This window comes from Vibrio sp. B1REV9, from assembly GCF_905175395.2.
In the GTDB taxonomy this organism is placed as follows: Bacteria; Pseudomonadota; Gammaproteobacteria; order Enterobacterales; family Vibrionaceae; genus Vibrio; species Vibrio alfacsensis.
In genome coordinates this window covers 487,810-511,490 of record NZ_CAJIMW020000221.1, presented here as the reverse complement: position 1 = coordinate 511,490, position 23,681 = coordinate 487,810, and the positions used below count along the sequence as shown (strand labels likewise).

20 protein-coding genes and 1 tRNA gene are annotated in these 23,681 nt (G+C 44.7%); 5 read left to right on the top strand and 16 right to left on the bottom strand.

Annotated features, from left to right (window positions below):
* Window positions 1-251 precede the first annotated feature (251 nt).
* Window positions 252-2,954 carry a bifunctional acetaldehyde-CoA/alcohol dehydrogenase gene (adhE, locus tag KHN78_RS02720; RefSeq protein ID WP_211919733.1) on the top strand — a complete coding sequence of 901 codons (2,703 nt, stop codon included), beginning with the start codon at window positions 252-254 and terminating at the stop codon, window positions 2,952-2,954.
* A 155-nt stretch (window positions 2,955-3,109) separates the two neighbouring features.
* Here adhE and KHN78_RS02715 read toward each other — a convergent pair whose 3' ends face one another.
* From KHN78_RS02715 to sodB, 3 genes are all read right to left on the bottom strand, one after another.
* Complete coding sequence (locus KHN78_RS02715; protein ID WP_128811267.1) at window positions 3,110-3,799, bottom strand: SDR family oxidoreductase; 690 nt, start codon at window positions 3,797-3,799, stop codon at window positions 3,110-3,112.
* A gap of 193 nt (window positions 3,800-3,992) precedes the next feature.
* Window positions 3,993-4,496, bottom strand: a complete 504-nt coding sequence (locus KHN78_RS02710; RefSeq protein WP_128811266.1) for a VC2046/SO_2500 family protein — start codon at window positions 4,494-4,496, stop codon at window positions 3,993-3,995.
* 143 nt (window positions 4,497-4,639) lie between these two features.
* A complete protein-coding gene (sodB, locus tag KHN78_RS02705) occupies window positions 4,640-5,224 on the bottom strand; it encodes a superoxide dismutase [Fe] (RefSeq protein ID WP_128811265.1) in 585 nt (194 codons plus the stop codon).
* Between the two features lie 242 nt (window positions 5,225-5,466).
* Between sodB and KHN78_RS02700 the strand changes: the two genes are divergently transcribed.
* Window positions 5,467-5,802 carry a Grx4 family monothiol glutaredoxin gene (locus KHN78_RS02700; RefSeq protein WP_099079483.1) on the top strand — a complete coding sequence of 112 codons (336 nt, stop codon included), beginning with the start codon at window positions 5,467-5,469 and terminating at the stop codon, window positions 5,800-5,802.
* A 75-nt stretch (window positions 5,803-5,877) separates the two neighbouring features.
* Window positions 5,878-6,507 (top strand): DsbA family protein, encoded by a 630-nt coding sequence (locus tag KHN78_RS02695; protein WP_211919732.1) that lies wholly within the window; start codon window positions 5,878-5,880, stop codon window positions 6,505-6,507.
* 118 nt (window positions 6,508-6,625) lie between these two features.
* Here KHN78_RS02695 and KHN78_RS02690 read toward each other — a convergent pair whose 3' ends face one another.
* A complete protein-coding gene (locus KHN78_RS02690; RefSeq protein ID WP_211919731.1) occupies window positions 6,626-7,951 on the bottom strand; it encodes a Na+/H+ antiporter family protein in 1,326 nt (441 codons plus the stop codon).
* A gap of 28 nt (window positions 7,952-7,979) precedes the next feature.
* The gene (rnt, locus tag KHN78_RS02685; protein WP_211919730.1) at window positions 7,980-8,624 is read right to left on the bottom strand and encodes a ribonuclease T; all 645 of its coding nucleotides are present in this window, start codon (window positions 8,622-8,624) and stop codon (window positions 7,980-7,982) included.
* A 472-nt stretch (window positions 8,625-9,096) separates the two neighbouring features.
* Between rnt and motY the strand changes: the two genes are divergently transcribed.
* Window positions 9,097-9,978, top strand: coding sequence for a flagellar protein MotY (gene motY / locus KHN78_RS02680; protein ID WP_211919729.1), 882 nt, complete (start codon window positions 9,097-9,099; stop codon window positions 9,976-9,978).
* A 151-nt stretch (window positions 9,979-10,129) separates the two neighbouring features.
* Here motY and KHN78_RS02675 read toward each other — a convergent pair whose 3' ends face one another.
* From KHN78_RS02675 to KHN78_RS02625, 11 genes are all read right to left on the bottom strand, one after another.
* A complete protein-coding gene (locus tag KHN78_RS02675; protein WP_211919969.1) occupies window positions 10,130-10,564 on the bottom strand; it encodes a DUF2753 domain-containing protein in 435 nt (144 codons plus the stop codon).
* 142 nt (window positions 10,565-10,706) lie between these two features.
* Complete coding sequence (gloA, locus tag KHN78_RS02670; RefSeq protein ID WP_128811260.1) at window positions 10,707-11,123, bottom strand: lactoylglutathione lyase; 417 nt, start codon at window positions 11,121-11,123, stop codon at window positions 10,707-10,709.
* A 31-nt stretch (window positions 11,124-11,154) separates the two neighbouring features.
* On the bottom strand, window positions 11,155-11,796 hold the full coding sequence (gene nth / locus KHN78_RS02665; RefSeq protein WP_211919728.1) for an endonuclease III: 642 nt from the start codon (window positions 11,794-11,796) through the stop codon (window positions 11,155-11,157).
* Window positions 11,797-11,875: 79 nt separating this feature from the next.
* Window positions 11,876-12,568 carry an electron transport complex subunit E gene (locus KHN78_RS02660; protein ID WP_010645729.1) on the bottom strand — a complete coding sequence of 231 codons (693 nt, stop codon included), beginning with the start codon at window positions 12,566-12,568 and terminating at the stop codon, window positions 11,876-11,878.
* Window positions 12,561-13,199, bottom strand: a complete 639-nt coding sequence (gene rsxG / locus KHN78_RS02655; RefSeq protein WP_211919727.1) for an electron transport complex subunit RsxG — start codon at window positions 13,197-13,199, stop codon at window positions 12,561-12,563. Before rsxG ends, KHN78_RS02660 begins: the two co-directional genes overlap by 8 nt.
* A gap of 7 nt (window positions 13,200-13,206) precedes the next feature.
* On the bottom strand, window positions 13,207-14,253 hold the full coding sequence (gene rsxD / locus KHN78_RS02650; protein WP_211919726.1) for an electron transport complex subunit RsxD: 1,047 nt from the start codon (window positions 14,251-14,253) through the stop codon (window positions 13,207-13,209).
* Window positions 14,253-16,781 (bottom strand): electron transport complex subunit RsxC, encoded by a 2,529-nt coding sequence (rsxC, locus tag KHN78_RS02645; protein WP_211919725.1) that lies wholly within the window; start codon window positions 16,779-16,781, stop codon window positions 14,253-14,255. The genes rsxD and rsxC overlap by 1 nt, the downstream gene beginning before the upstream one ends.
* A gap of 8 nt (window positions 16,782-16,789) precedes the next feature.
* Window positions 16,790-17,368 carry an electron transport complex subunit RsxB gene (gene rsxB / locus KHN78_RS02640; RefSeq protein ID WP_211919968.1) on the bottom strand — a complete coding sequence of 193 codons (579 nt, stop codon included), beginning with the start codon at window positions 17,366-17,368 and terminating at the stop codon, window positions 16,790-16,792.
* Between the two features lie 17 nt (window positions 17,369-17,385).
* The gene (gene rsxA, locus KHN78_RS02635; RefSeq protein ID WP_042523119.1) at window positions 17,386-17,964 is read right to left on the bottom strand and encodes an electron transport complex subunit RsxA; all 579 of its coding nucleotides are present in this window, start codon (window positions 17,962-17,964) and stop codon (window positions 17,386-17,388) included.
* Window positions 17,965-18,275: 311 nt separating this feature from the next.
* The gene (gene pflB, locus KHN78_RS02630; protein ID WP_211919724.1) at window positions 18,276-20,573 is read right to left on the bottom strand and encodes a formate C-acetyltransferase; all 2,298 of its coding nucleotides are present in this window, start codon (window positions 20,571-20,573) and stop codon (window positions 18,276-18,278) included.
* Between the two features lie 388 nt (window positions 20,574-20,961).
* A tRNA-Asn gene (locus KHN78_RS02625) sits at window positions 20,962-21,037 on the bottom strand.
* A gap of 558 nt (window positions 21,038-21,595) precedes the next feature.
* On the opposite strand from KHN78_RS02625, the gene uvrB reads away from it, so the two are divergent.
* Complete coding sequence (gene uvrB, locus KHN78_RS02620; protein WP_211919723.1) at window positions 21,596-23,626, top strand: excinuclease ABC subunit UvrB; 2,031 nt, start codon at window positions 21,596-21,598, stop codon at window positions 23,624-23,626.
* Window positions 23,627-23,681 lie beyond the last annotated feature (55 nt).

The window sequence follows — 23,681 nt, the reverse complement described above, 5'->3', positions numbered from 1 at the left end:
GTTGCTTGGTTTTTATTTTCTTATTTATCAGTTATTTAGGTTGCTTTATTGTGGTAAACCACTACTTTTGAGGTATTTCGAGAGAGAGAAGTGATCCAAGTCAATTTTTTTCACACTCTGAAATATTATACTCAGTCCTGAAAGCAATTTACTAAGACGGTTGTTTGTTAAGTCACTGATGAACAGTAAAAACGAAACACAATAGCCTTACTAAAAAGTTTTTAATATTTGTTAATTTTAGGAGATTCCCTATGCCTGTAACTAATTTGGCTGAACTAGATGCTCTAGTAGCTCGCGTTAAAGCGGCTCAAGAAGAATTTGCTACGTTCTCTCAAGAGAAAGTGGATGCAATTTTCCGTGCAGCATCTCTAGCAGCTAACCACGCTCGTATACCGCTAGCACAACAAGCGGTTGCAGAGTCTGGTATGGGTATTGTTGAAGATAAAGTAATCAAGAACCACTTCGCGTCTGAGTTTATTTACAATAAATACAAAGACGAAAAAACGTGTGGCATCCTTGAAGAAGATGACAACCTAGGCACGATGACTATCGCAGAACCTGTAGGTATTATTTGTGGTATCGTACCAACAACAAACCCTACTTCTACCGCGATCTTCAAATCTCTAATCTCTCTGAAGACTCGTAACGGTATCATCTTCTCACCACACCCACGCGCTAAAAACTCTACTAACGACGCAGCTAAGCTTGTTCTAGATGCAGCAGTAGCAGCGGGTGCTCCAAAAGACATCATCGGTTGGATTGACCAACCATCTGTAGAGCTTTCTAACGCTCTTATGAAGCACGACGGCATCGCTCTTATCCTTGCAACTGGTGGTCCAGGCATGGTTAAAGCAGCTTACTCTTCTGGTAAGCCAGCAATCGGTGTAGGTGCAGGTAACGTTCCTGTCGTTATCGATGAAACAGCTGACATCAAACGTGCTGTTGCTTCTATCCTAATGTCTAAAACTTTCGATAACGGCGTAGTATGTGCTTCTGAGCAAGCTGCAATCGTAGTTAGCGAAGTATACGACGAAGTGAAAGAGCGTTTCGCTTCTCACAAAGCTCACGTTCTATCTAAATCTGATGCAGATAAAGTACGTAAAGTACTTCTTATCGACGGCGCGCTAAACGCGAAAATCGTAGGTCAACCTGCTCCAGCAATCGCTGAAATGGCTGGCGTTAAAGTTCCTGCTGACACTAAAGTTCTTGTAGGTGAAGGTCTAGGTAAAGTATCGATCGATGATGAGTTCGCTCACGAGAAACTATCTCCAACTCTAGGTCTATTCCGTGCTGACAACTTCGAAGACGCAGTTGCTCAAGCGGTAACAATGGTTGAAATCGGTGGTATCGGTCACACATCTGGTCTTTACACTAACCAAGACGTTAACGCAGACCGCATCCGTTACTTCGGTGACAAGATGAAGACTGCACGTATCCTTGTAAACATCCCAACTACTCACGGTGGTATCGGTGACCTTTACAACTTCAACGTAGCGCCTTCTCTAACTCTAGGTTGTGGTTCTTGGGGTGGTAACTCTATCTCTGAGAACGTAGGTCCTAAGCACCTTATCAACAAGAAAACTGTAGCTAAGCGAGCTGAAAACATGTTGTGGCACAAACTACCTAAGTCTATCTACTTCCGTCGTGGTAGCCTTCCAATCGCAATGAGCGACCTAGAAGGTAAGAAACGCGCGTTCCTAGTAACTGACCGTTTCCTATTCAACAACGGTTACGCTGATGAAGTAGTTAAACTGCTTAAAGAGCAAGGCATCGAAGTTCAAACATTCTTCGACGTAGAAGCGGATCCAACACTATCTGTTGTTGAGAAAGGTGCAGAAGCAATGAAGAGCTTCCAACCTGACGTAATCCTAGCTCTAGGTGGTGGTTCACCAATGGATGCTGCGAAGATCATGTGGGTAATGTACGAGCACCCAGAAACTCACTTCGCGGAACTAGCAATGCGCTTTATGGACATCCGTAAACGTATCTACAAGTTCCCTAAAATGGGTAAGAAAGCTGAGCTTGTATGTATCACTACAACTTCAGGTACTGGTTCGGAAGTTACTCCATTCGCTGTTGTTACAGACGACAAGACTGGTGCTAAGTACCCACTAGCGGACTACGAAATCACGCCAAACATGGCTATCGTTGATGCTAACCTTGTAATGAACATGCCTAAGTCTCTAACAGCATTCGGTGGTTACGATGCAGTAACTCACGCTCTAGAAGCTTACGTATCTGTTCTTGCGAACGAGTACTCTGACGGTCAAGCTCTACAAGCACTTAAGATGCTTAAAGAGTACCTACCTTCAAGCTACGCGAACGGTGCAAACGACCCAATCGCTCGTGAGAAAGTACACAACGCAGCAACTATCGCTGGTATCGCATTTGCTAACGCATTCCTAGGTGTTTGTCACTCAATGGCGCACAAGATTGGTGCTGAGTTCCACCTACCTCACGGTTTGGCGAACGCACTACTAATCTCTAACGTTGTACGTTACAACGCGAACGACAACCCAACTAAACAAACTGCGTTCTCTCAATACGACCGTCCACAAGCACGTCGTCGTTACGCTGAAGTTGCTGACCACCTAGGCCTAAGCCAAGAAGGTGACCGTACTGCTCAGAAGATTGAACGTCTACTAGCATGGTTGGACGAGCTGAAAGGCGACCTAGACATCCCAATGTCTATCCAAGCGGCGGGTGTTTCTGAAGCTGACTTCGTAGCGAAACTTGACGAGCTAGCTGTTGAAGCGTTCGATGACCAGTGTACAGGTGCTAACCCACGTTACCCTCTAATCACTGAGCTGAAAGAAGTGCTAATGGCTTCTTACTACGGTAAAGCCTTCGTTGAAGGCGAAACTTTCGAAGGTACTACTGTAATCAAGAAGAAAGCAGACCAAGAAGCAGCGAAAACTGCGCCAAAAGCAAAAAAAGAAAAAGCTGACGCGTAATTAAGAGTTGTTCATGAGATAAGGTTTTCGCTAGCACGAAATCTTAATCGGGAAACTTCAAGCCCCAACCGAAAGGTTGGGGCTTTTTTATTGATTTGTCTCGCCTTGAATTGGTTTATACATTGGTTTAGATAAGGGTAAAGAACGCGTTGGCATTACACTTCTGCTGTCACCACTCTGCCACTGAAATAATCATTAGTCACAATGTACGCCGTGTTTCTAACTAACTCATCTTGTATTTCTGCCCAGTGGCGTTCATCCAATGTTTCAATATCTTTTGCTTGGCTAAGTGATGGAATCACTCCCCCGACACGAATATTGAAAGGGGTTAGCTCTTTCGCCCAACTGGCCGTAAAGCCAGATACCAATGCGGCTATGCTCTCTACGCCAGTAAAATTATTATGATCCTCATGTGAAATAACATTAATGATCACGCCTTTCTTATTACTGGTGCGAAATCGTTCTGCACTGACTTGACCATAGGTATATAAAAAACGAGCGGCTGAGGATAGATGATCGATATAAGAACTCATTGGTTCAGGTGCCATCAGGCTAGGCATGGGAGAGCAAGTCCAACAATTCACGATCACGTCTGGTGTTGTCCCAAGTAGAGACTCGATTTGGTCAAAGAGCAAGTTAATGGATGTGGTATTGGAACGACAAACATTTATCTCATACACCTTGTCTGAAAAAACACGGATCTGTTGATAGGTCGTATCTAGCTCATTTTTATCTTCATCGCACAATATGACCGTAGCGCCAAGGTGGGCAAAGTGACTGGAGCAAGTTCTGCCGAGCAGGGAGCCTGCGGAGGTAATGAGGATGACTGAGTTTTTTATATCCATAGCAACTTCACTGTATGTGTATTTGTAAACAATACAAGAAAGGGTCAAGCTAACAGCATGGATGAAAATTTAGAGCTTCTGTGTGAATGCGTTCAAACAACGCTTGGTCAATGGTAGGTAATGTCTAGGAATTGGCAATGAGTCACATTTCTTACGTGCTTGAAATGTAATTTATATCACGAAAGTTTAGTTACTACGCTTGTACTTGAATTTGATATTGGCGTTGTGCGGTGACTAACTGGTTATAGAGGCCAGCTTCGGGGATCAAATTTTTATTGCGCTCACCTAAGCTACGTCGTTCATGGCCTGATAGGTTATGGTAAACCTCTTCGGGCAGATCAAACGTGTCCTGAGGCATGTAGGTTAGGGCATCGGGTTTTAAGTAGTGACTGAGTTTTGCTGATGGTAGCCCTGCACAATGGAACTGTTTTGCTTGCTCTGCAGCGATGTCGTAACTGCTGCTGTCTGAACGCAGTACTTGCGGCTGAGACAAACCAAACTGATGGCGAAGAATATCATCGCTTGTTTTTGTTTCTTGGACTTCTTCGACTGGAACGACATCGCGCACGTCATTAGAAAACATGGACATAATTAGAGCAAAATCGGCACGACGACCATCATGTACAGCATGATTGATACCATTGCCGAACTGAAGCTCGTTGATGATTGCCGCTTTGTCTAAAGTATGAATTTGCATGATGTTCCTCGTTGATGCTTCTATAACGGCATAAAGAGGGATAACTTTAGGGTTAATTCTTTAAGAGAGATGAATCAGAAACAAAAAAGCTCGTGAAATCACGAGCTTTTGAATCAGACTAAATTGAACTTGGGGGAAGTAAATTACTTCGCTAGGTTCTCAGCTACGAAATCCCAGTTTACAAGCGCCCAGAAGCCGTTCATGTAATCAGGACGTACATTGCGGTAGTCGATGTAGTAAGCGTGTTCCCATAGGTCAACCGTTAGAAGTGGAGTAGTCCCTTCTTCTGTTAGTGGTGTCGCTGCGTTAGAAGTGTTCACGATTTCTAGAGAACCGTCAGCTTTCTTAACTAGCCAAGTCCATGAAGAACCGAAGTTGTTGATTGCTGCGTCTGTGAACTTCGCTTTGAATTCTTCGAAAGAACCGAACGCAGTATTGATTGCTTCAGCAACTGCGCCAGTTGGCTCACCGCCGGCATTTGGTGCAAGACAGTGCCAGTAGAACGTGTGGTTCCAGATTTGAGCTGCGTTGTTGAACACGCCACCAGTTGAAGTTTTGATGATTTCTTCTAGCGTTTTGCCTTCGAACTCAGTACCAGGGATCAGACCGTTTAGCTTAACAACGTAAGTGTTGTGGTGCTTACCATGGTGGAAATCTAGAGTTTCTGCTGAGATGTGTGGTTCTAGTGCGTCTTTCGCGTAAGGAAGAGCTGGTAGTTCAAATGCCATTGCTCGATTCTCCATAGATATGAAAGGGTTACCTTTCTATTGCTTCCAATGATTTTATTTATATGTAGTCGTTACGACTGACTTGAAAAGTATTTTAGCAAGTTTTTACTTTATTAAAACCCCGATATGAAAATATTTTGGGATCGGAAAGTAAAAGCCGCATCAATTATATGGTTTTTATTCTGCATTTATTGAGTAGAATGTGGCAATAATTAAAGTTCACATCCATGAATGAGGAAGCGATGGAAACTATCGATAAAATCAAACAGCAGATTTCTGAAAACTCAATCCTGCTGTACATGAAAGGATCACCGAAACTGCCTAGCTGTGGTTTCTCTTCTCAAGCAGCACAAGCATTAATGGCTTGCGGTGAGAAGTTCGCTTACGTAGACATTCTACAAAACCCAGACATCCGTGCTGAGCTACCAAAATACGCTCAATGGCCAACATTCCCACAACTATGGGTTGAAGGCGAGTTGATTGGTGGTTGCGACATCATTTTGGAAATGTTCCAAAAAGGTGAACTTCAGCCTCTTATCAAAGAAGCGGCTGCGCGCGTTGAAGGTGACGCTGAGTAATTCGTAAATACTCACATTTGGCGATAGAATATAAAGGAGCCGCATTGGCTCCTTTTTCTTTTTTAGGTTAGTGGAATGAACATAAAGCTTTACTACGTACATGACCCTATGTGCAGTTGGTGTTGGGGTTACAAACCAACCATTGATAAATTGAAACAGCAACTGCCAGGGGTGATTCAGTTTGAGTATGTGGTGGGTGGGCTTGCGCCAGATACTAATCTGCCAATGCCACCAGAAATGCAGCAGAAAATTGAGCAAATTTGGAAACAAATCGAAGCGCAACTTGGTACCAAATTTAACTACGATTTTTGGACGCTATGCACTCCGGTGCGCAGTACGTACCAAGCCTGTCGAGCAGTTATCGCAGCAGGTTTTCAAGATTCTTATGAGCAGATGCTAGAAGCAATTCAGCACGCGTACTATCTGCGCGCTATGCCACCTCATGAAGAAGCGACCCATTTGCAGTTAGCAAAAGAGATCGGATTAAACGTTCAACAGTTTAAGAACGACATGGATGGCGCGTTACTAGAGGGTGTTTTTGAAGATCAATTGAGCTTAGCGAAAGGTTTGGGCGTGAATGCTTACCCGAGTCTGGTTCTACAAATTGATGATGCTTATTTCCCTATTGAAGTGGATTACTTGTCGACAGAAGCGACACTTAAGCTTATTCGAGAGCGCATCATTGAGAATATGCCTGCGCAATAAGCTTGGCTTTATTCGTTACGATGTAAATCACTAAAAGCCGCTCAGTCCGAGCGGCTTTTTTGTAACAGTCCGTTTTACCGTCTTAATATCCGGTTGTTTTAAGTCCTATGACAGGGGACTAAAGTACCATCGCAGCAATCCAACCGAAGATGATCAGTGGGATGTTGTAGTGGATAAAGGTTGGAACAACGGTTTCCCAAATGTGCTCGTGCTGTCCGTCTGCATTTAGGCCTGATGTTGGACCTAATGTTGAGTCAGACGCTGGAGAACCAGCATCACCTAGAGCGGCTGCCGTACCCACGAGTGCGATGGTTGCCATTGGCGAAAAGCCAAATGCCAGCGCGAGTGGAACGTAAATCGTGGCTAGGATTGGGATGGTTGAGAATGACGAACCAATACCCATCGTAACTAATAGGCCGACAACGAGCATAAGTAGGGCTGCGAGAGGCTTGTTATCGCCAATACTGGTCGAAAGTGATTGAACCAGTGTTTCTACGCCACCGGTTTGTTTCATTACTGCTGCAAAGCCTGCTGCCGCGATCATAATGAAACCGATCATCGCCATCATGTGTACACCTTTAGTGAAAACATCATGGGTCTCTTTCCATGCGATAACACCGCCGAATGTAAACACCATGAAACCAGCGAGAGCACCGATGATCATTGAGCCAGTGTAAAGTTGCACGCTGAGTGCGGCAATAATACCCAGAGCGGCAACAAAAATGTGCTTCTTATTGAGTTTTTCACCTGACTCATGAACAACAGTTAGTTCCGTTTCTTTGTATTCACGTGGCTTACGGTAGCTGACAAAAATAGCGGTTAGAAGACCAAAAATCATGCCCGCACCAGGCAATAGCATAGCTGTTGGGACTTGGCTCGCGACAACGTCGGTCAAACCGTTGTCATGTAAGTTCTTTAAAAGAATATTGTTAAGGAAAATACCACCAAAGCCGATCGGCAGAACCATGTACGGCGTGATCAGACCAAAAGTTAGGACACACGCAACCAAACGGCGGTCAAGTTTCAGTTTCGCAAATACACCAAGTAGAGGCGGAATTAAAATTGGAATGAACGCAATATGGACAGGGATAACGTTCTGAGAAGACATGGTGACAAGAACAAGAGCGATAAGTACGGCGTACTTTAGGCCTGTTGTAGAAGCAGCGCTGTCTTTACCATTTAAACGTTTGATAACGCTTTTAGCAAGTAAGTCAGTGATTCCCGATCTTGAAATAGCAACGGCGAATGTGCCAAGCATTGCGTAACTCAACGCAATAGTTGCACCACCACCAAGGCCACTTTCAAATGCGGAGACGGTGTCTCCGAGGCTCATGCCAGCAACAAGGCCACCAACGATGGCACTAAACGTGAGGGCTACCACCACGTTTACGCGCATCAATGCCAATACAAGCATGACGCACACAGATATAACGACAGGGTTCATACTATTCCCAATATGTTGTGTTTATTTATTATTCTTCGTCGACAAGCGGCCAACCGCCTAGGGCCTTCCATTTGTTGACGATGCCACAGAATAGCTCTGCAGTTTTTTGTGTATCGTAAAGCGCTGAATGTGCTTCACGATTGTCGAACTCCATCCCAGCAGTTTTACATGCCTTGGCCAGTACGGTTTGTCCATAGGCAAGTCCACTTAATGTCGCGGTGTCAAAAGTGGCAAAAGGATGAAAAGGGACTCTTTTCAGCTTACAGCGCTCATTGACTGCATTTACAAAACTTAGATCGAATGCTGCATTGTGTGCAACCATAATCGCACGAGAGCAGTCTTCTGCTTTTTGCTCTTTACGAATAAGCTTATAAATTTCTTTTAGTGCTTCTTGCTCAGAAACTGCGCCACGTAAAGGGCTAAACGGATCTCGAATACCGATAAAATCCAAAGCTTCTTTCTCTAAATTGGCCCCTTCGAAAGGCTCGATATGAAAATGAATGGTGGAAGCCGGATGCAGATCGCCGTTTTCATCCATCGATAAGGTTACGGCACAGATTTCCAAAAGTGCATCAGTTTGCGCATTGAAACCTGCGGTCTCAACGTCAACTACCACTGGGAAATAACCACGAAAGCGTTTTTTCAAGGTTAGAGCTTCATTTTCTATAGTCATGTTGGTTTATTTTAGTGTGACGAACATTGCATTATTGCAGATTATATCGATGAGAAAAACCGCAATTTTGGATAAATGTAAAATTCTGTTTTACGTATCCTGCCGCAGATTTATAACCAAAAACTGTGGTTGAGATCATCCACTATTGGCGTGATGTTATTTATCGCTTTATTTACTTGCTAGAACGGCGTAAAAACCGTACAGAGCATAAAATAACTTGGCGGTATTTCTCTTTATGCATTTATTTAACTCGTTGTTACTTAAGTAAATAGTATGAAAACTGGCTTGGGGTGGATGTTTGAGTTAGAGAACATAAAGGGTAATGCTATTTTTAATAGGTGTTTAAAATAGGCATGACATGGTGACAAAAGCTCGATATTGGCGAGATTTTTGCATTGTTTTTGCATAGATAGTTTCGTTTTTAATTGATTCAACGAAGCGGCAATTGACTGCCGTGAGAGATTGTACCCAGATGAATAGATGGCTAGTAACCACCGGTATTGCGTTGTCCTTGTTCAGTGTGAGCAGTGTTGCCTCGATGGGGAAGCGTTATGTTGCCACACCACAGCAATCTCAGTGGGAAATGGTGATGAATACGCCTTTGGAGTGCCAACTTGTTCATCCGATTCCAAATTTCGGTGATGCGGTATTTTCATCTCGCGCGAGTAAAAAAATTAACTTGGATTTTGAGTTAAAAATGCGTCGTCCCATGGGAGAAACGCGCAACGTGAGTTTGATTTCTATGCCTCCGCCATGGCGTCCAGGCGAGCATGCAGATCGTTTAACTAACCTCCAATTTTTCAAACAGTTTGATGGCTATGTGGGTGGGCAAACAGCTTGGGGTATACTCTCTGAGTTAGAGAAAGGGCGTTATCCTACGTTCAGTTATCAAGACTGGCAAAGCCGTGATCAAAGGATTGAGGTCGCATTGTCATCTGTGCTTTTTCAAAGCAAATACAATGCGTTTAGTGATTGTATCTCGAATTTGTTGAAATACAGTTTTGAAGACATCGCATTCACCATTCTTCATTATGAACGTCAAGGCGATCAGCTGACTAAGGCTTCGAAAAAGCGTCTCGCTCAGATTGCCGATTATGTTCGACATAATCAGGACATTGACTTGGTATTAGTTGCTACTTATACCGATTCGACGGATGGTAAAAGTGCAAGCCAAAGTTTGTCGGAGCGCAGAGCTGAATCGCTACGGACGTATTTTGAGTCACTCGGTTTGCCAGAAGATCGAATCCAAGTTCAAGGCTACGGTAAGCGCCGACCAATTGCAGACAATGGTTCTCCAATAGGCAAAGATAAGAACCGCCGAGTGGTTATTTCTCTTGGGCGAGCACAAGTCTAACGAGACATAAAAAGTGGAACGACTGAAAAACGCTGGAGTTTTACTCTGGCGTTTTTTATATCGCATGATGTCTTTAGTTCTTTAGTTCTTTAGTTCTTTAGTTCTTTAGTTCTATAGCTTTTTATATAGCGGGAAGTGCGGTTTATGAGTCTCAGTTTAAGCGGAATTTTGCGATGATTTCGCAGTTTGTTGCGGTATCAATTTTTTCTACTTGCTTGGCGATTGATGGATTTGGGTGACGCTTCATAAAATCTATTAGTGCTTTTGTACAACAGCCTATGGAGTCAATGAAGCTCGCGCAGTTCTTGTTTGGGCATTGAGGAATCAATGTCAGTACTTTTTCTGAAGCCAATTGAAGATATTTGAGCTCATACTCGGTATCTCCCACCCAACGCCAAAATTGCGCAAGATTGTGGCATGAAATGACAGAAATTAAGAGGCGCTCATCGGCATCGATTTCAATGCACTCGCTGATGTCTTCACTTAAGCTAAGTGCTTGTTGATAGTGAAGAATGCTGCGAATAGGGTCGTCGAGTTGAAGTGCCGTATCGGCAAGAAGTGTGTGTTGTTCCCATTCACTGATTATTATCGCTGTCCCGCATATTCATGTTGCGGTAAAACTTAAACGATAATCATTATCAAGTAAAGTGGTCTATTTATCTGTTTTGATAAGTTACAGGCAGATCTCAGATCTGCCTGTAATGGGCAAGTTTTAATGTGAGGGAGTATTAACCCTCTAGTCCTGCAGATGCTTGTTTGTTTTGGATCAGTTCAACCATGTAACCATCAGGATCTTTAACGAAAGCGATATGTGTACTGCCACCTTTTACTGGACCTGGCTCACGCGTAACGTTACCCCCTGCCGCTTTGATTGCATCGCATGTTGTGTAGATATCGTCCACACCAATTGCGATATGACCAAAAGCGGTGCCTAAGTCGTACTCTGTCTTACCCCAGTTGTAAGTCAGTTCGATAACAGCACCGTGAGATTCATCACCGTAACCTAGGAATGCAAGCGTGTATTCGTACTCTTTGTTTTCGTTAGTACGAAGCAGCTGCATACCCATTACTTCAGTGTAGAACTTGATTGATTTGTCTAAATCACCCACGCGTAGCATGGTGTGAAGAATTCGACCGTTTGACATTTTTTGCTCCTAGCGATTGTTTCAGACGGGGTTATTCGTCTGGGTACACTTTTTCTTTGAACTCACATAAATCTTCGATGATGCAGCTTCCACAGCGTGGTTTTCTTGCCACGCAGGTGTAGCGACCATGAAGGATCAGCCAGTGGTGTACATCAAGCTTAAACTCTTTTGGCACCACTTTGAGAAGTTTTTCTTCCACGTCATCGACGGTTTTACCCATCGCAAATTTAGTTCGGTTAGAAACGCGGTAGATGTGCGTGTCCACTGCGATGGTTGGCCAACCGAAAGCAGTATTCAGTACCACGTTAGCGGTTTTACGCCCCACACCCGGCAACGCTTCAAGTGCTGCACGATCTTCTGGCACTTCGCCGTTATGTTTCTCTAGCAAGATCTTACAAGTCTTGATGGTGTTTTCCGCTTTTGAATTGAATAGACCGATGGTTTTGATGTATTTCTTTAGACCATCAACACCCAAATCAAGAATGCCTTGCGGTGTATTCGCAACAGGGTAGAGTTTGTCTGTTGCTTTGTTCACGCTTACATCCGTAGCTTGTGCAGAAAGCAGGACGGCGATGAGTAACTCAAACGGCGTGCTCCAGTTGAGCTCAGTTTGAGGATTGGGGTTGTTTTCTCGAAGTCGTTCGAGAATTTCAATTCTTTTGACTTTGTTCATTGCTGACTTCCAAACCCGTCTTTGCGGTTTATGAAAAAGGCCCTACGAATGGTAGAGCCTTGATTTTAGAATTCTTATATTATGCGTTAGTTACCCGAGCACGCTCAATGGCTGGTTTTTCTTCTTTTGGCTGGCGTGCCTGAATTGAGCTGTCGATAACATTTTTCAACGCAATCAAAAGTCCTACGCCGATGAAAGCACCCGGTGGCAACAATGCCAGTAGGAAGCTGCTATCGAAGTGGAATACTTGAATACGCAGTGCGGCAGCCCAGTCACCTAATAGTAGGTCGGCACCATCAAATAATGTTCCGTTACCGATAAGCTCACGCATCGCACCCAGTACAACCAATACTGTTGTCATACCTAAGCCCATCCAAAAACCATCAAGTGCAGCAGGCAGTGGATCGTTCTTTGATGCGTATGCTTCTGCTCGGCCGATGATAATACAGTTGGTTACGATCAGTGGGATGAAGATACCCAGAGATAAATACAGTCCGTAAGCATAAGCGTTCATCAATAGCTGAACACAGGTCACTAATGCTGCGATGATCATAACGAAAACAGGAATACGGATTTCTTTCGGGACGTAGTTACGGATCAGTGAAACCGTCACGTTTGACCCTACTAGAACCAGTAAGGTTGCAATACCCAAACCAAGTGCGTTGGTAATGGTAGAAGAAACCGCAAGAAGAGGACATAGCCCAAGAAGTTGCACTAAGGCTGGGTTATTACTCCACATGCCGTTTTTCATTAGCAGTTTATTTTCACTCATGACTTTCTCCTGCACAGTCTAGCGGCTGGTTCAGAATATCATTACGGGATTTATTTACGTAATTTACCGTGTTTCTTACCGCTTTCACTACCGCACGAGGGGTAATGGTTGCGCCAGTAAACTGATCGAAGTCGCCACCATCTTTGCGAACATGCCAAGAATTCCAGTTTTCTTCGGTTACTTGTTTACCTGTGAAACTCAAAATCCAATCCGTTACGCGCAAGTCAATTTTATCACCTAATCCCGGTGTTTCTTGGTGGCTTAAGATTCGTGAACCAAGAATTTTGCCTTGATTATCGATACCCGTAATGATCTTAATTTCACCATTATAGCCATCTGGGGCGATAGATTCGATCGCCATAGCCGTTGGTTGACCATCTTTGGTTGCGATATACGTTGGCATTGAGCGCACGGTGCCTAAGTCGGGTGCAGATACCATCGTACATGACGCGACCAAATTATTGTCATGCATCTCTTGTGGGATAACTTGGTTGAGAACAGAGAGCAGTTGTTTTTGCTCCTGTAGCTTAATTTGATCTTTAGTTAGGTACTGAGTCAGTGCCACAAGACCGGTTGTTGCACAGGCGAAGATTGCCAGTGTCAGACCATTTTTTCTAATAGCGGTTAACATGTTTACCTCAGTGACCGTAAGTTCTTGGTTTGGTGTAGTAGTCGATCAACGGTACGCACATATTGGCAAGCAGAACGGCGAATGCAACGCCATCTGGGAAGCCGCCCCAACTGCGAATAATAAATACCAATGCGCCGATCAAGGCACCGAAAATTAAGCGACCTTTCACCGTGGTAGAAGCTGATACAGGATCCGTTGCGATGAAGAATGCACCCAACATCGTTGCACCTGATAGTAGGTGGAAGATTGGTGACGCAGTTTCTCCCGGCGTTAGTAAGCTAAATACACCGCTTAAAATCGTTAAGCTTGCAAGAAAACCGGCTGGAATGTACCACTGGATGATGCGCTTTTTGATCATGATAAGGCCGCCAATGAAGTAGGCGATATTGACCCATTGCCAACCAATGCCCGCAAGACTGCCAAACATGGGTTGAGATAGCACTTCACTAGGGGTTGCTCCAGAGTGGATACCTGTTTTAAACGCATCCAATGGTGTTGCCATTGTCACGCCATCGACACCGGCGCGCACTTGTTGTAGCGATAAACCATCAAAATCGTAGCCAGTGAAGATGATCGATAAAGTATCAGCAAAGCTGACATGCTCAGTCATCAAGGATGATGGTGCGCTCCAACTGGTCATTTGCAGCGGAAAAGAGATCAGCAGTACAACATAAGCAACCATTGCAGGATTGAATGGATTTTGACCAATGCCACCGTACAAGTGCTTGGCAATGACAATCGCAAAGATCAAACCAATGACCATGATCCACCATGGAGACCACGGTGGAATCGCGACAGCCAGTAGCCATGCGGTTACGATTGCACTGTTATCACGCAGCGCACGCATTGGCGAGCGTTTACGAGCTAGCATGACTAAAGCTTCGAGTGAAACTGCGATGGCAATCGCGAACATTAATTGGATGAGCGTTCCCCAACCAAAGAAATAGGTTTGAGCCACCAAGCCAGGGAGAGCGCAAAGCGCTACCCATTTCATTAAGTCAGGCGTACTGCGACGGCTGTGAGCATGTGGTGAACTGGCAATAAAAAACGACATTACTCGTTCTCCTCAGTATTATTTTTATTTGCTTCTTGCTGAGCTTTACGTGCTTTAGCGCGAGCAATGGCAGCGGCAACCGCGGCTTTCTTCGGATCGACTTCTGGTTCTTCAGAATGAGCTTCCGTTTCAACAGATTCTGTTTGTGCTTCTTGCTGAGCTTTGCGTGCTTTCGCGCGAGCAATGGCTGCGGCAACAGCTGCTTTCTTTGGATCCACTTCTAGTTCTTCAGAAGGAGCTTCTGCTTCAACAGATTTTGTTTGTGCTTCTTGCTGAGCTTTACGTGCTTTCGCGCGAGCAATGGCAGCAGCGACAGCGGCTTTCTTTGGATCTTCAGTTTGTTCAGCAGGTGCTTCCGTTTCTACAGATTCAGTTGATTGTTCTTGCTTAGCTTTACGCGCTTTGGCACGAGCAATCGCAGCGGCAACAGCAGCTTTCTTCGGATCTTCAGCTTGTTCTGCAGGTGCTTTCGCTTCTACAGATTCCGTAGAGTCTTCTTGCTTAGCTTTGCGTGCTTTCGCACGAGCAATGGCAGCGGCAACTGCAGCTTTCTTCGGATCTTCAGCTTGTCCTGCTGGTGTTTCCGCTTCTGCAGATTCCGTAAAGTCTTCTTGCTTAGCTTTACGTGCTTTAGCGCGAGCAATTGCAGCGGCAACTGCGGCTTTCTTCGGATCACCGGCTTGCTGTGCAGACGTTTCTGAATCTATAGATTCGGTTGAATCTTCTTGTTGTGCTTTTTTCGCTTTAGCTCGGGCAATCGCTGCAGCAACAGCTGACTTCTTATCGTCGGCATTGTCTACAGGTGCTTCGCTTTGTTCTTTTTCTGCCTTACGTTCACGAGCGAGACGTTTGCGTTCTTCACGCAATTTCGCCATTTCTGAGTTATCCGGTTCAGCTGCGCCTGATTGAGCCGCGGCCGCTTGTTTGGCTTTTGCTTTCGCAATTGCAGCGGCAACTGCAGGTTTCATTACTGGCTCAGCTTGCGCTTCGGCGTTTTCTTTTTGCGCTTTCACTCGAGCAATCGCGGCAGCAATCGCATCGTCACCACCCGATGATTTCATATCTTTACGACGGTCATCTGCGGCTTTCTTAAAGCGATTCTCACGTTCTGCTTTTTCGCGTTCCATACGTGCTTTTTTATCTTCGAAGCGCAACTTGGCCCGTTCTGCTGATGCCGCTTCTTGAGCGCGAGTACGGATTTCAGCTTTCGCTTGGCGATAGTATTGAACCAGTGGAATTTCACTAGGACACACAAATGCACACGCGCCACACTCAATACAATCTTTTAGGTTTAGTTCTTCTAACTTGTCGTATTCTTGGCTCTTTGCATACCACTGAAGTTGCTGTGGCAATAGCGAAGCAGGGCAAGCTTCAGCACATTGGCTACAACGGATACATTCCATTTCGTATTGGTCCGATGCAATCTCTCGACGTTTCGGTGCCAAAATACAGTTTGCTGTTTTTGTAATTGGAACTTGAGCGTGGGGCAGGGTGAAGCCCATCATTGGACCGCCCATGATCAGGCGCTGAAGTTTTTTATCCGCTTTGTAGCCAAATTCATCCAACAGTGCTTGAACGGGTGTGCCAAGAAGCGTCCAAACGTTACGTGGTTGCTTAAAGGTTTTCCCTGTCAGCGTCACGATACGATTGATCATTGGCTCGCCATCAACAACGGCACGTTTAATTGAATACAGAGACCCCACGTTTTGCACCAAGATGCCAATGTCCGCAGGAATAGCACCGCTTGGCACTTCTTTGTTGGTCAGAATTTTGATGAGCTGCTTCTCACCACCAGATGGGTACTTGGTTGGGATAACACGGATCACGATGTCTTTGTTCGTCGCCGCTTGCTCCAGCGCTTTGATTGCCGCTGGTTTGTTATCTTCTATACCGATGATGGTCAGTTTAGGCTTAAGGATATGCTCAACGATCTCGATACCTTGGATCAGTTCATCAGCATGTTCCTGCATGAGTTTGTCATCGGCAGTGATGTAAGGTTCACATTCTGCCGCATTGACGATAAGAATTTCAGTTCGCGCAATACCTGATTGGATCTTCTTAGCCGTTGGGAAGCCTGCACCCCCCATGCCTGAAATGCCAGCAAGACGAATAACGTCAATCAGCGTGTCGGCAGATTCCTGTGTGTAATCGGCAACCGGCGCTTTCTCACACCAAGTGTCGTTACCATCAGGGGTAATCACGGCGCACAGCTCGCTCAAGCCCGATGGGTGAGCAACAGTACGTGGTTCGATCGCGGTAACTTGACCAGAAGTCGGGGCATGAACAGGAACGGTGAAACCACTGTCTGAAGCCGTTAATTGTTGACCTTTCAACACGGTGTCGCCGACGGTAATCAATAGATTACCTGCTTTGCCGATGTGCTGTTTTAGAGGTAGAACGATTTCCGACGGAATGGCTGCATGAACCAAGTCCGTTTTGTTAGATTGCTTTTTATTTTCTGCCGGATGCACGCCACCTGGGAAATCCCATAGCGAACCAGTACGAATTTGTTCAATCAAAGACAACATATGAAACCTTATTTAATTGAATCAGTCACGTTCGCTGCGTTGGCAGCATCCGTAATGTTAACCACTGGAATAGTATTGAGTTTCCACTTCCAGCTCTCTGTGGTGGTTTCCACAGGAATCATTTCAATACAGTCTGTTGGACAAGGGGATACACACAAGTCACAACCAGTGCATTCGTCTTTGATGACGGTATGAACGGCTTTTGTGCCGCCGACAATCGCATCTACAGGACAGGCTTGAATACACTTAGTACAACCGATACACATATCTTCATGGATGAAAGCAACGGTTTTTACTTTGCTGTCGAGATCGTGTGCCGACTCTTCTGCTTCTACACCCATCAGATCCGCCAGTTTTTCTATGGTCGCTTGACCACCAGGAGGACACTTATTGATTTTATCACCGTTAGCTATCGCTTCAGCGTATGGACGACAACCTGGGTAGCCGCATTGTCCACACTGAGTTTGCGGAAGAATAGAGTCAATTTGGTCAACAATGGGATCCGCTTCTACTTTAAAGCGAATCGATGCAAAACCAAGTATGGCACCGAATACAGCAGCAAGGGCTGCAAGTGCGATGATCGCTATTAAATGGTACTCATCGTTTACTTCACCAAACCTGTAAAGCCCATAAAGGCAAGAGACATCAGGCCTGCGGTGATCATCGCAATCGACGCACCCTTAAACGGTACAGGTACGTCAGCCGCAGCGATACGCTCACGCATGGAAGCAAACAAGATCAGAACCAGTGAGAAGCCGACAGCCGCACCAAACCCGTAAATGATCGATTCGATGAAGTTATGGTTCTCATTGATGTTAAGCAGAGCTACACCCAGAACCGCACAGTTCGTCGTGATCAATGGTAAAAAGATGCCCAATAGACGATAAAGGGTTGGGCTGGTTTTGTGCACAACCATTTCGGTGAATTGCACCACAACGGCGATCACCAAAATAAAGCTCATGGTTCTTAAGTATTCAATGCCCAATGGACGAAGAATGTAGCTTTCTACTAGATAGGCACACACAGATGCAAGCGTTAGCACGAATGTCGTCGCTAGGCCCATACCAATGGCAGTTTCCAGTTTTTTAGACACGCCCATGAAAGGACACAAGCCCAAAAACTTCACCAGTACAAAGTTGTTTACTAGCACCGTGCCAACCAACAACAAAATATATTCGGTCATAGTTATTACGTTCATAAAATCCGATCCCAATATTATCGTGTTTTGTGACACCAATAACAACCAGTGAACGGTGTGGTTTTATGCACACGATGGAAAAATATACGTCTCTGTGATGGGAGTGGATGAATTAATAAGAAATTGAAAACTTTGATGAATGGTTGTTAACAAGGCAAGCGCAATCACAGCCACTGATTTAACGCACGTGTTGTTGATGGTTTTGGTGTCACTCCTTGTGGTTTGCCAGAAACGAAAAAAGCTCATACCCCTAATGAGTTAGAGGCATGAGCTTTGATTATTTTACAATCTGGCGATTACAGTCTTTCTGTAAAGGTTCGGCTGATCACGTCTTGTTGTTGCTCTCGAGTGAGGGAGTTAAAACGTACCGCATAGCCAGACACTCGAATCGTCAATTGAGGGTACTTCTCTGGATGTTCAACGGCATCCAATAACATCTCTCGGTTTAGAACGTTGACGTTAAGATGTTGGCCACCTTCAATCGCAATGCCCTCGTTGCTTGCTTCGTGATGGAAGTAACCATCCATCAATGCGGCTAGGTTTTTCTTTTGACTCAACTCATCTTTACCCAATGCGTTAGGCACAATTGAGAAAGTGTAAGAAATACCATCTTTCGCGTAAGCAAATGGCAGTTTAGAAACCGATGCCAAAGACGCAACCGCCCCTTTTTCATCGCGACCATGCATTGGGTTTGCTCCTGGGCCAAATGGCATACCTGCACGACGGCCATCTGGTGTATTACCCGTTTTTTTGCCGTAAACCACGTTAGATGTGATCGTTAGGATCGATTGAGTTGGCACTGCTTCGCGGTAGGTGTGCATTTTCTGAATTTTCTTCATGAAGCGCTCAACCAGATCACAAGCGATGTCATCAACACGGGCATCGTTGTTACCAAATTTTGGATAATCACCTTCGATTTCAAAATCAACGGCGATGCCATCTTCATCACGGACAGGTTTTACGGTCGCGTATTTAATGGCTGCCAACGAGTCAGCGACAACAGACAGACCTGCAATACCACACGCCATAGTGCGGTGCACGTCGCGATCCATCAATGCCATCAGTGATGCTTCGTAGCTGTAACGGTCATGCGAGTAATGGATGATGTTCAACGCTGTGACGTATTGCGTTGCTAGCCATTCCAACATGTTATCGAAGCGTGGCATCAAAGCATCAAAGTCGAGAATTTCATCTTTAACTTTGTCCACTACCGGGCCAACTTGCGCTTTTGATTTTTCATCGATACCACCATTGATGGTGTAAAGCAGCGCTTTTGCAAGGTTGGCGCGTGCACCAAAGAACTGCATGTGCTGACCAACAATCTGGGGGCTCACACAACATGCAATCGCGTAGTCGTCATTGTCGAAATCAGGACGCATTAGATCGTCGTTTTCGTATTGAACAGAAGAGGTATCAATCGACACTTTTGCCGCGTATTGCTTGAACGCTTCTGGCAATTGCTCTGACCAAAGAATCGTCATGTTTGGCTCAGGAGCAGGACCCATAGTATGCAGCGTGTGCAAGTATCGGAATGTGGTTTTAGATACCAGCGTGCGGCCATCAACACCCATACCAGCCATGGCTTCAGTTGCCCAGATTGGGTCGCCAGAGAACAATGAATCGTATTCTGGTGTACGAAGGAAGCGAACCATGCGCAGTTTCATGATGAAGTGGTCGATCATCTCTTGCGCTTGTGATTCATCAATCAAACCATTTGCGATATCGCGTTCTAGGTAAACGTCTAGGAAAGTCGATGTACGACCTAATGACATTGCTGCGCCATTTTGTGATTTAACTGCCGCCAAGTAACCAAAGTAGGTAAATTGAATCGCTTCCTGCGCTGTTTTTGCAGGTAGCGACATATCAATGCCGTATTTCAAACCCATTTGACGAATGTCTTCAAGCGCTTGAACTTGGTCTGCAATCTCTTCACGCAGACGAAGCGTTTTCTCAAGATCGCCACTACGCTCTAGGAAAGTTTGTGTCGAGTTATATTGTTCTTTTTTGTCTGCTTTTAAGAAGTCGATACCGTAAAGGGCGATACGACGGTAGTCACCAATGATACGACCACGGCCATAGGCATCAGGAAGACCAGTGATGATGCCTGATTTACGACACGCTAGGATTTCTTTGGTGTATAGATCGAAACACGCTTTGTTGTGAGTTTTACGGTATTCAGTGAAGATCTTTTCGACCGTAGGGTCCAGTTCTCGGCCGTAAACTTCGCATGAGTTTTTCACCATGCGAATACCACCATTAGCGATGATTGCCCGTTTTAGTGGTTGATCGGTTTGTAAGCCAACGATCTTTTCCAGATCTTTGTTGATGTAACCCGCATCGTGAGAAGTAATCGTTGATGGCAGAGCGGTATCAAAATCAACAGGAGCGTGTGTGCGGCTTTCTTGTTTAATGCCTTCAAGCACTTGGTTCCATAATGCTGAAGTGGATGTACTAACCTCGGCTAAAAAAGACTCGTCTCCCTCATAGGGTGTGTAGTTTTTTTGGATAAAGTCACGAGTGTTGACAGAGTCTTGCCATTCACCGGCAGTAAAACCAGCCCATGCGTCTAGCATATCAGTCGTCGGAATAGTCATAAGTAAACCCCTAAGTTATTGATAAATAGAACGGAGGCGACGAGTTGGACGGAACCATTCTTAACTGTGTCAATCGTAGAGGGTTACCATGTATGAGTAAAATGAATGCTTTTCATTTTTTAGATTACAAAATTGCATTAATATAAAATTCAATGCTTTATGTGTAATTCTGCTTTAGAACATACAAATATATTGCTTGATACAGTGAACTTTTGGGCAAATTAAAACTTATGGGTAAATCAATAGTAATACGGATTGAGTGATGGGCTGGTAGTCAGTCGGATTGACAAAGGGTGATTTGATGGCGCAACTTAACATCGCCCTCATGTTGCTATCGGAGAGCAGATACGAAAAAGCCGCGTCGTTCGACACGGCTTATTCTGGAATGTGGCTCCTCCTGCTGGGCTCGAACCAGCGACCTGCGGATTAACAGTCCGTCGCTCTACCAACTGAGCTAAGGAGGAATTGCTTTGCTTGAAAGCGGGGCGAATATTACCGAGCACTTAAAAACGTGTCAATATTTTGAAAACACATTTTTGTGAAAAATATTTCTTCTCAGGCTTTACATTTTTGTAGTCCTTGCCAGTAAAGGGCTAGCATTACTTATCCACTAAAATTGTGGATAAGTGTGTTGATGAAACCTGAGTAACATTATTTCATATGCAACAAGTGTTGTTTATGTGCGAGTTTTTCATTCAATTACGCGTCTAATACGCCGATAAAACAAGAGATTATTGAAATTGTAGTAAATGTAATCAAGCTGGTTGAAAATTGTTTTATTGGGGATAAAAAGACTTTTTAGCCAATTTTGGGGAAAACTTGTGGAAATAAATCTTTAGCGAACCAAGGGGGCCCGTCTTGTAGGGCGAAGAAATATACCAGAGTCGGAAAAAAATGGCTAGTGTTAAGTCAATAAATCGCAAAAATTAATGACAATGGGCTATAAATCCTAGACAAACGTAGATTTCATTTCTCAAGGTGTATATATATACAGCTTCAGTGCAGTAAAATTGAGGAAAAGTATGAGTAAAGTTTATGAGCTGGTCTCTGATTATCAGCCATCAGGCGATCAGCCTACGGCGATCAAAAAGTTACTAGAGGGACTGGATGATGGCTTGGCCCACCAGACACTTTTAGGCGTAACGGGATCGGGTAAAACTTTCACGTTGGCAAATGTGATCGCTCAGGCCCAACGTCCTGCAATTTTGCTCGCACCTAATAAAACACTTGCTGCGCAACTTTATGGTGAAATGAAAGCATTTTTCCCAAACAACGCGGTCGAGTATTTTGTTTCTTACTATGACTATTACCAGCCAGAAGCTTATGTGCCGACAACAGACACTTTTATTGAAAAAGATGCTTCGGTTAACGCTCATATTGAACAAATGCGTTTGTCGGCGACCAAGGCACTATTAGAGCGCAAAGACGCGATTATTATCGCCTCGGTATCGGCTATCTATGGTTTGGGTGATCCAGAATCGTATCTACAAATGATGCTGCACTTGCGTCGTGGTGATGTGATTGATCAGCGTGATATGCTGCGTCGATTGGCGGAACTACAGTATTCCCGTAATGACGTTGCTTTTGAGCGTGGTCAGTTTCGCGTTCGAGGGGAAGTGATCGATGTTTTTCCTGCGGAATCGGATCAAGATGCTGTTCGCATTGAAATGTTTGATGACGAAGTGGATTGTATTAGTGTCTTCGATCCGCTGACTGGAGTGGTGAAACAACGTGATTTGCCTCGTTTTACGATTTATCCCAAAACGCACTATGTGACGCCACGAGATCGTGTGCTTGAAGCGATCGAAAACATCAAAGTTGAGTTGGAGTCACGCAAGAAGTATTTGCTAGACAATAACAAACTACTTGAAGAACAGCGTATTAGCCAGCGGACACAATTTGATATTGAAATGATGAATGAGCTCGGCTTTTGCTCGGGCATAGAAAACTATTCGCGTTACTTAAGTGGTCGAGCGGAGGGGGAGCCGCCCCCAACACTATTTGATTACTTACCTCATGATGGCTTGCTCATCATTGATGAATCACATGTGACGGTTCCTCAAATTGGCGCAATGTACAAAGGTGATCGCTCACGTAAAGAGACTTTGGTTGAGTATGGCTTTCGTTTGCCGTCTGCGCTGGATAACCGTCCAATGAAGTTTGAAGAGTTTGAAGCCATCTCGCCACAAACGATTTTTGTTTCTGCGACGCCAGGAAATTATGAACTTGAAAAATCAGCGGGTGAGATAGCAGATCAGGTTGTGCGCCCAACAGGGCTGCTCGATCCGTTATTAGAAGTTCGCCCAGTGGCGACTCAAGTTGATGATTTGTTGTCTGAGATTCGAATTCGTTCAGCAAAAGACGAGCGTGTTTTGGTCACTACACTGACAAAACGAATGGCGGAAGATTTAACAGAATATCTTCACGAACATGACGTTCGTGTTCGTTATTTGCACTCGGATATCGATACCGTAGAGCGGGTTGAAATTATTCGTGACCTACGTCTTGGCGAGTTTGATGTGTTGGTTGGAATCAACTTGCTGCGTGAGGGTTTAGATATGCCCGAGGTTTCGCTGGTGGCGATCCTTGACGCGGATAAAGAGGGCTTCTTACGTTCGGAGCGTTCACTCATTCAGACGATTGGTCGTGCTGCACGTAACATTGAAGGTAAGGCGATTTTATACGGTGACTCGATCACTAAATCGATGAAAAAAGCGATAGATGAAACGGAACGCCGTCGTGAAAAGCAACAGGCCTACAATGCGAAGATGGGGATTGAACCGCAGGCGTTGAAGCGCAATATCAAAGATATTATGGAACTGGGTGATATTACCAAGTCTAAGCGTCAACGTAATAATAAGCAGGTACCGCTGTCTAAAGTAGCAGAGCACTCGCAAACTTATGAAGTGATGTCCCCACAACAATTGGACAAAGAGATCAGCCGCCTTGAAGCTGCGATGTATCAGCATGCTCAAGATCTTGAGTTTGAGTTGGCCGCGCAAAAACGTGATGAAATAGAGAAGTTACGCGCGCAATTTATTACCAACAGCTAGATTATTACCAACAGCTAGATTATTACCAACCATTAGCCTATTACCAACAGTTAGA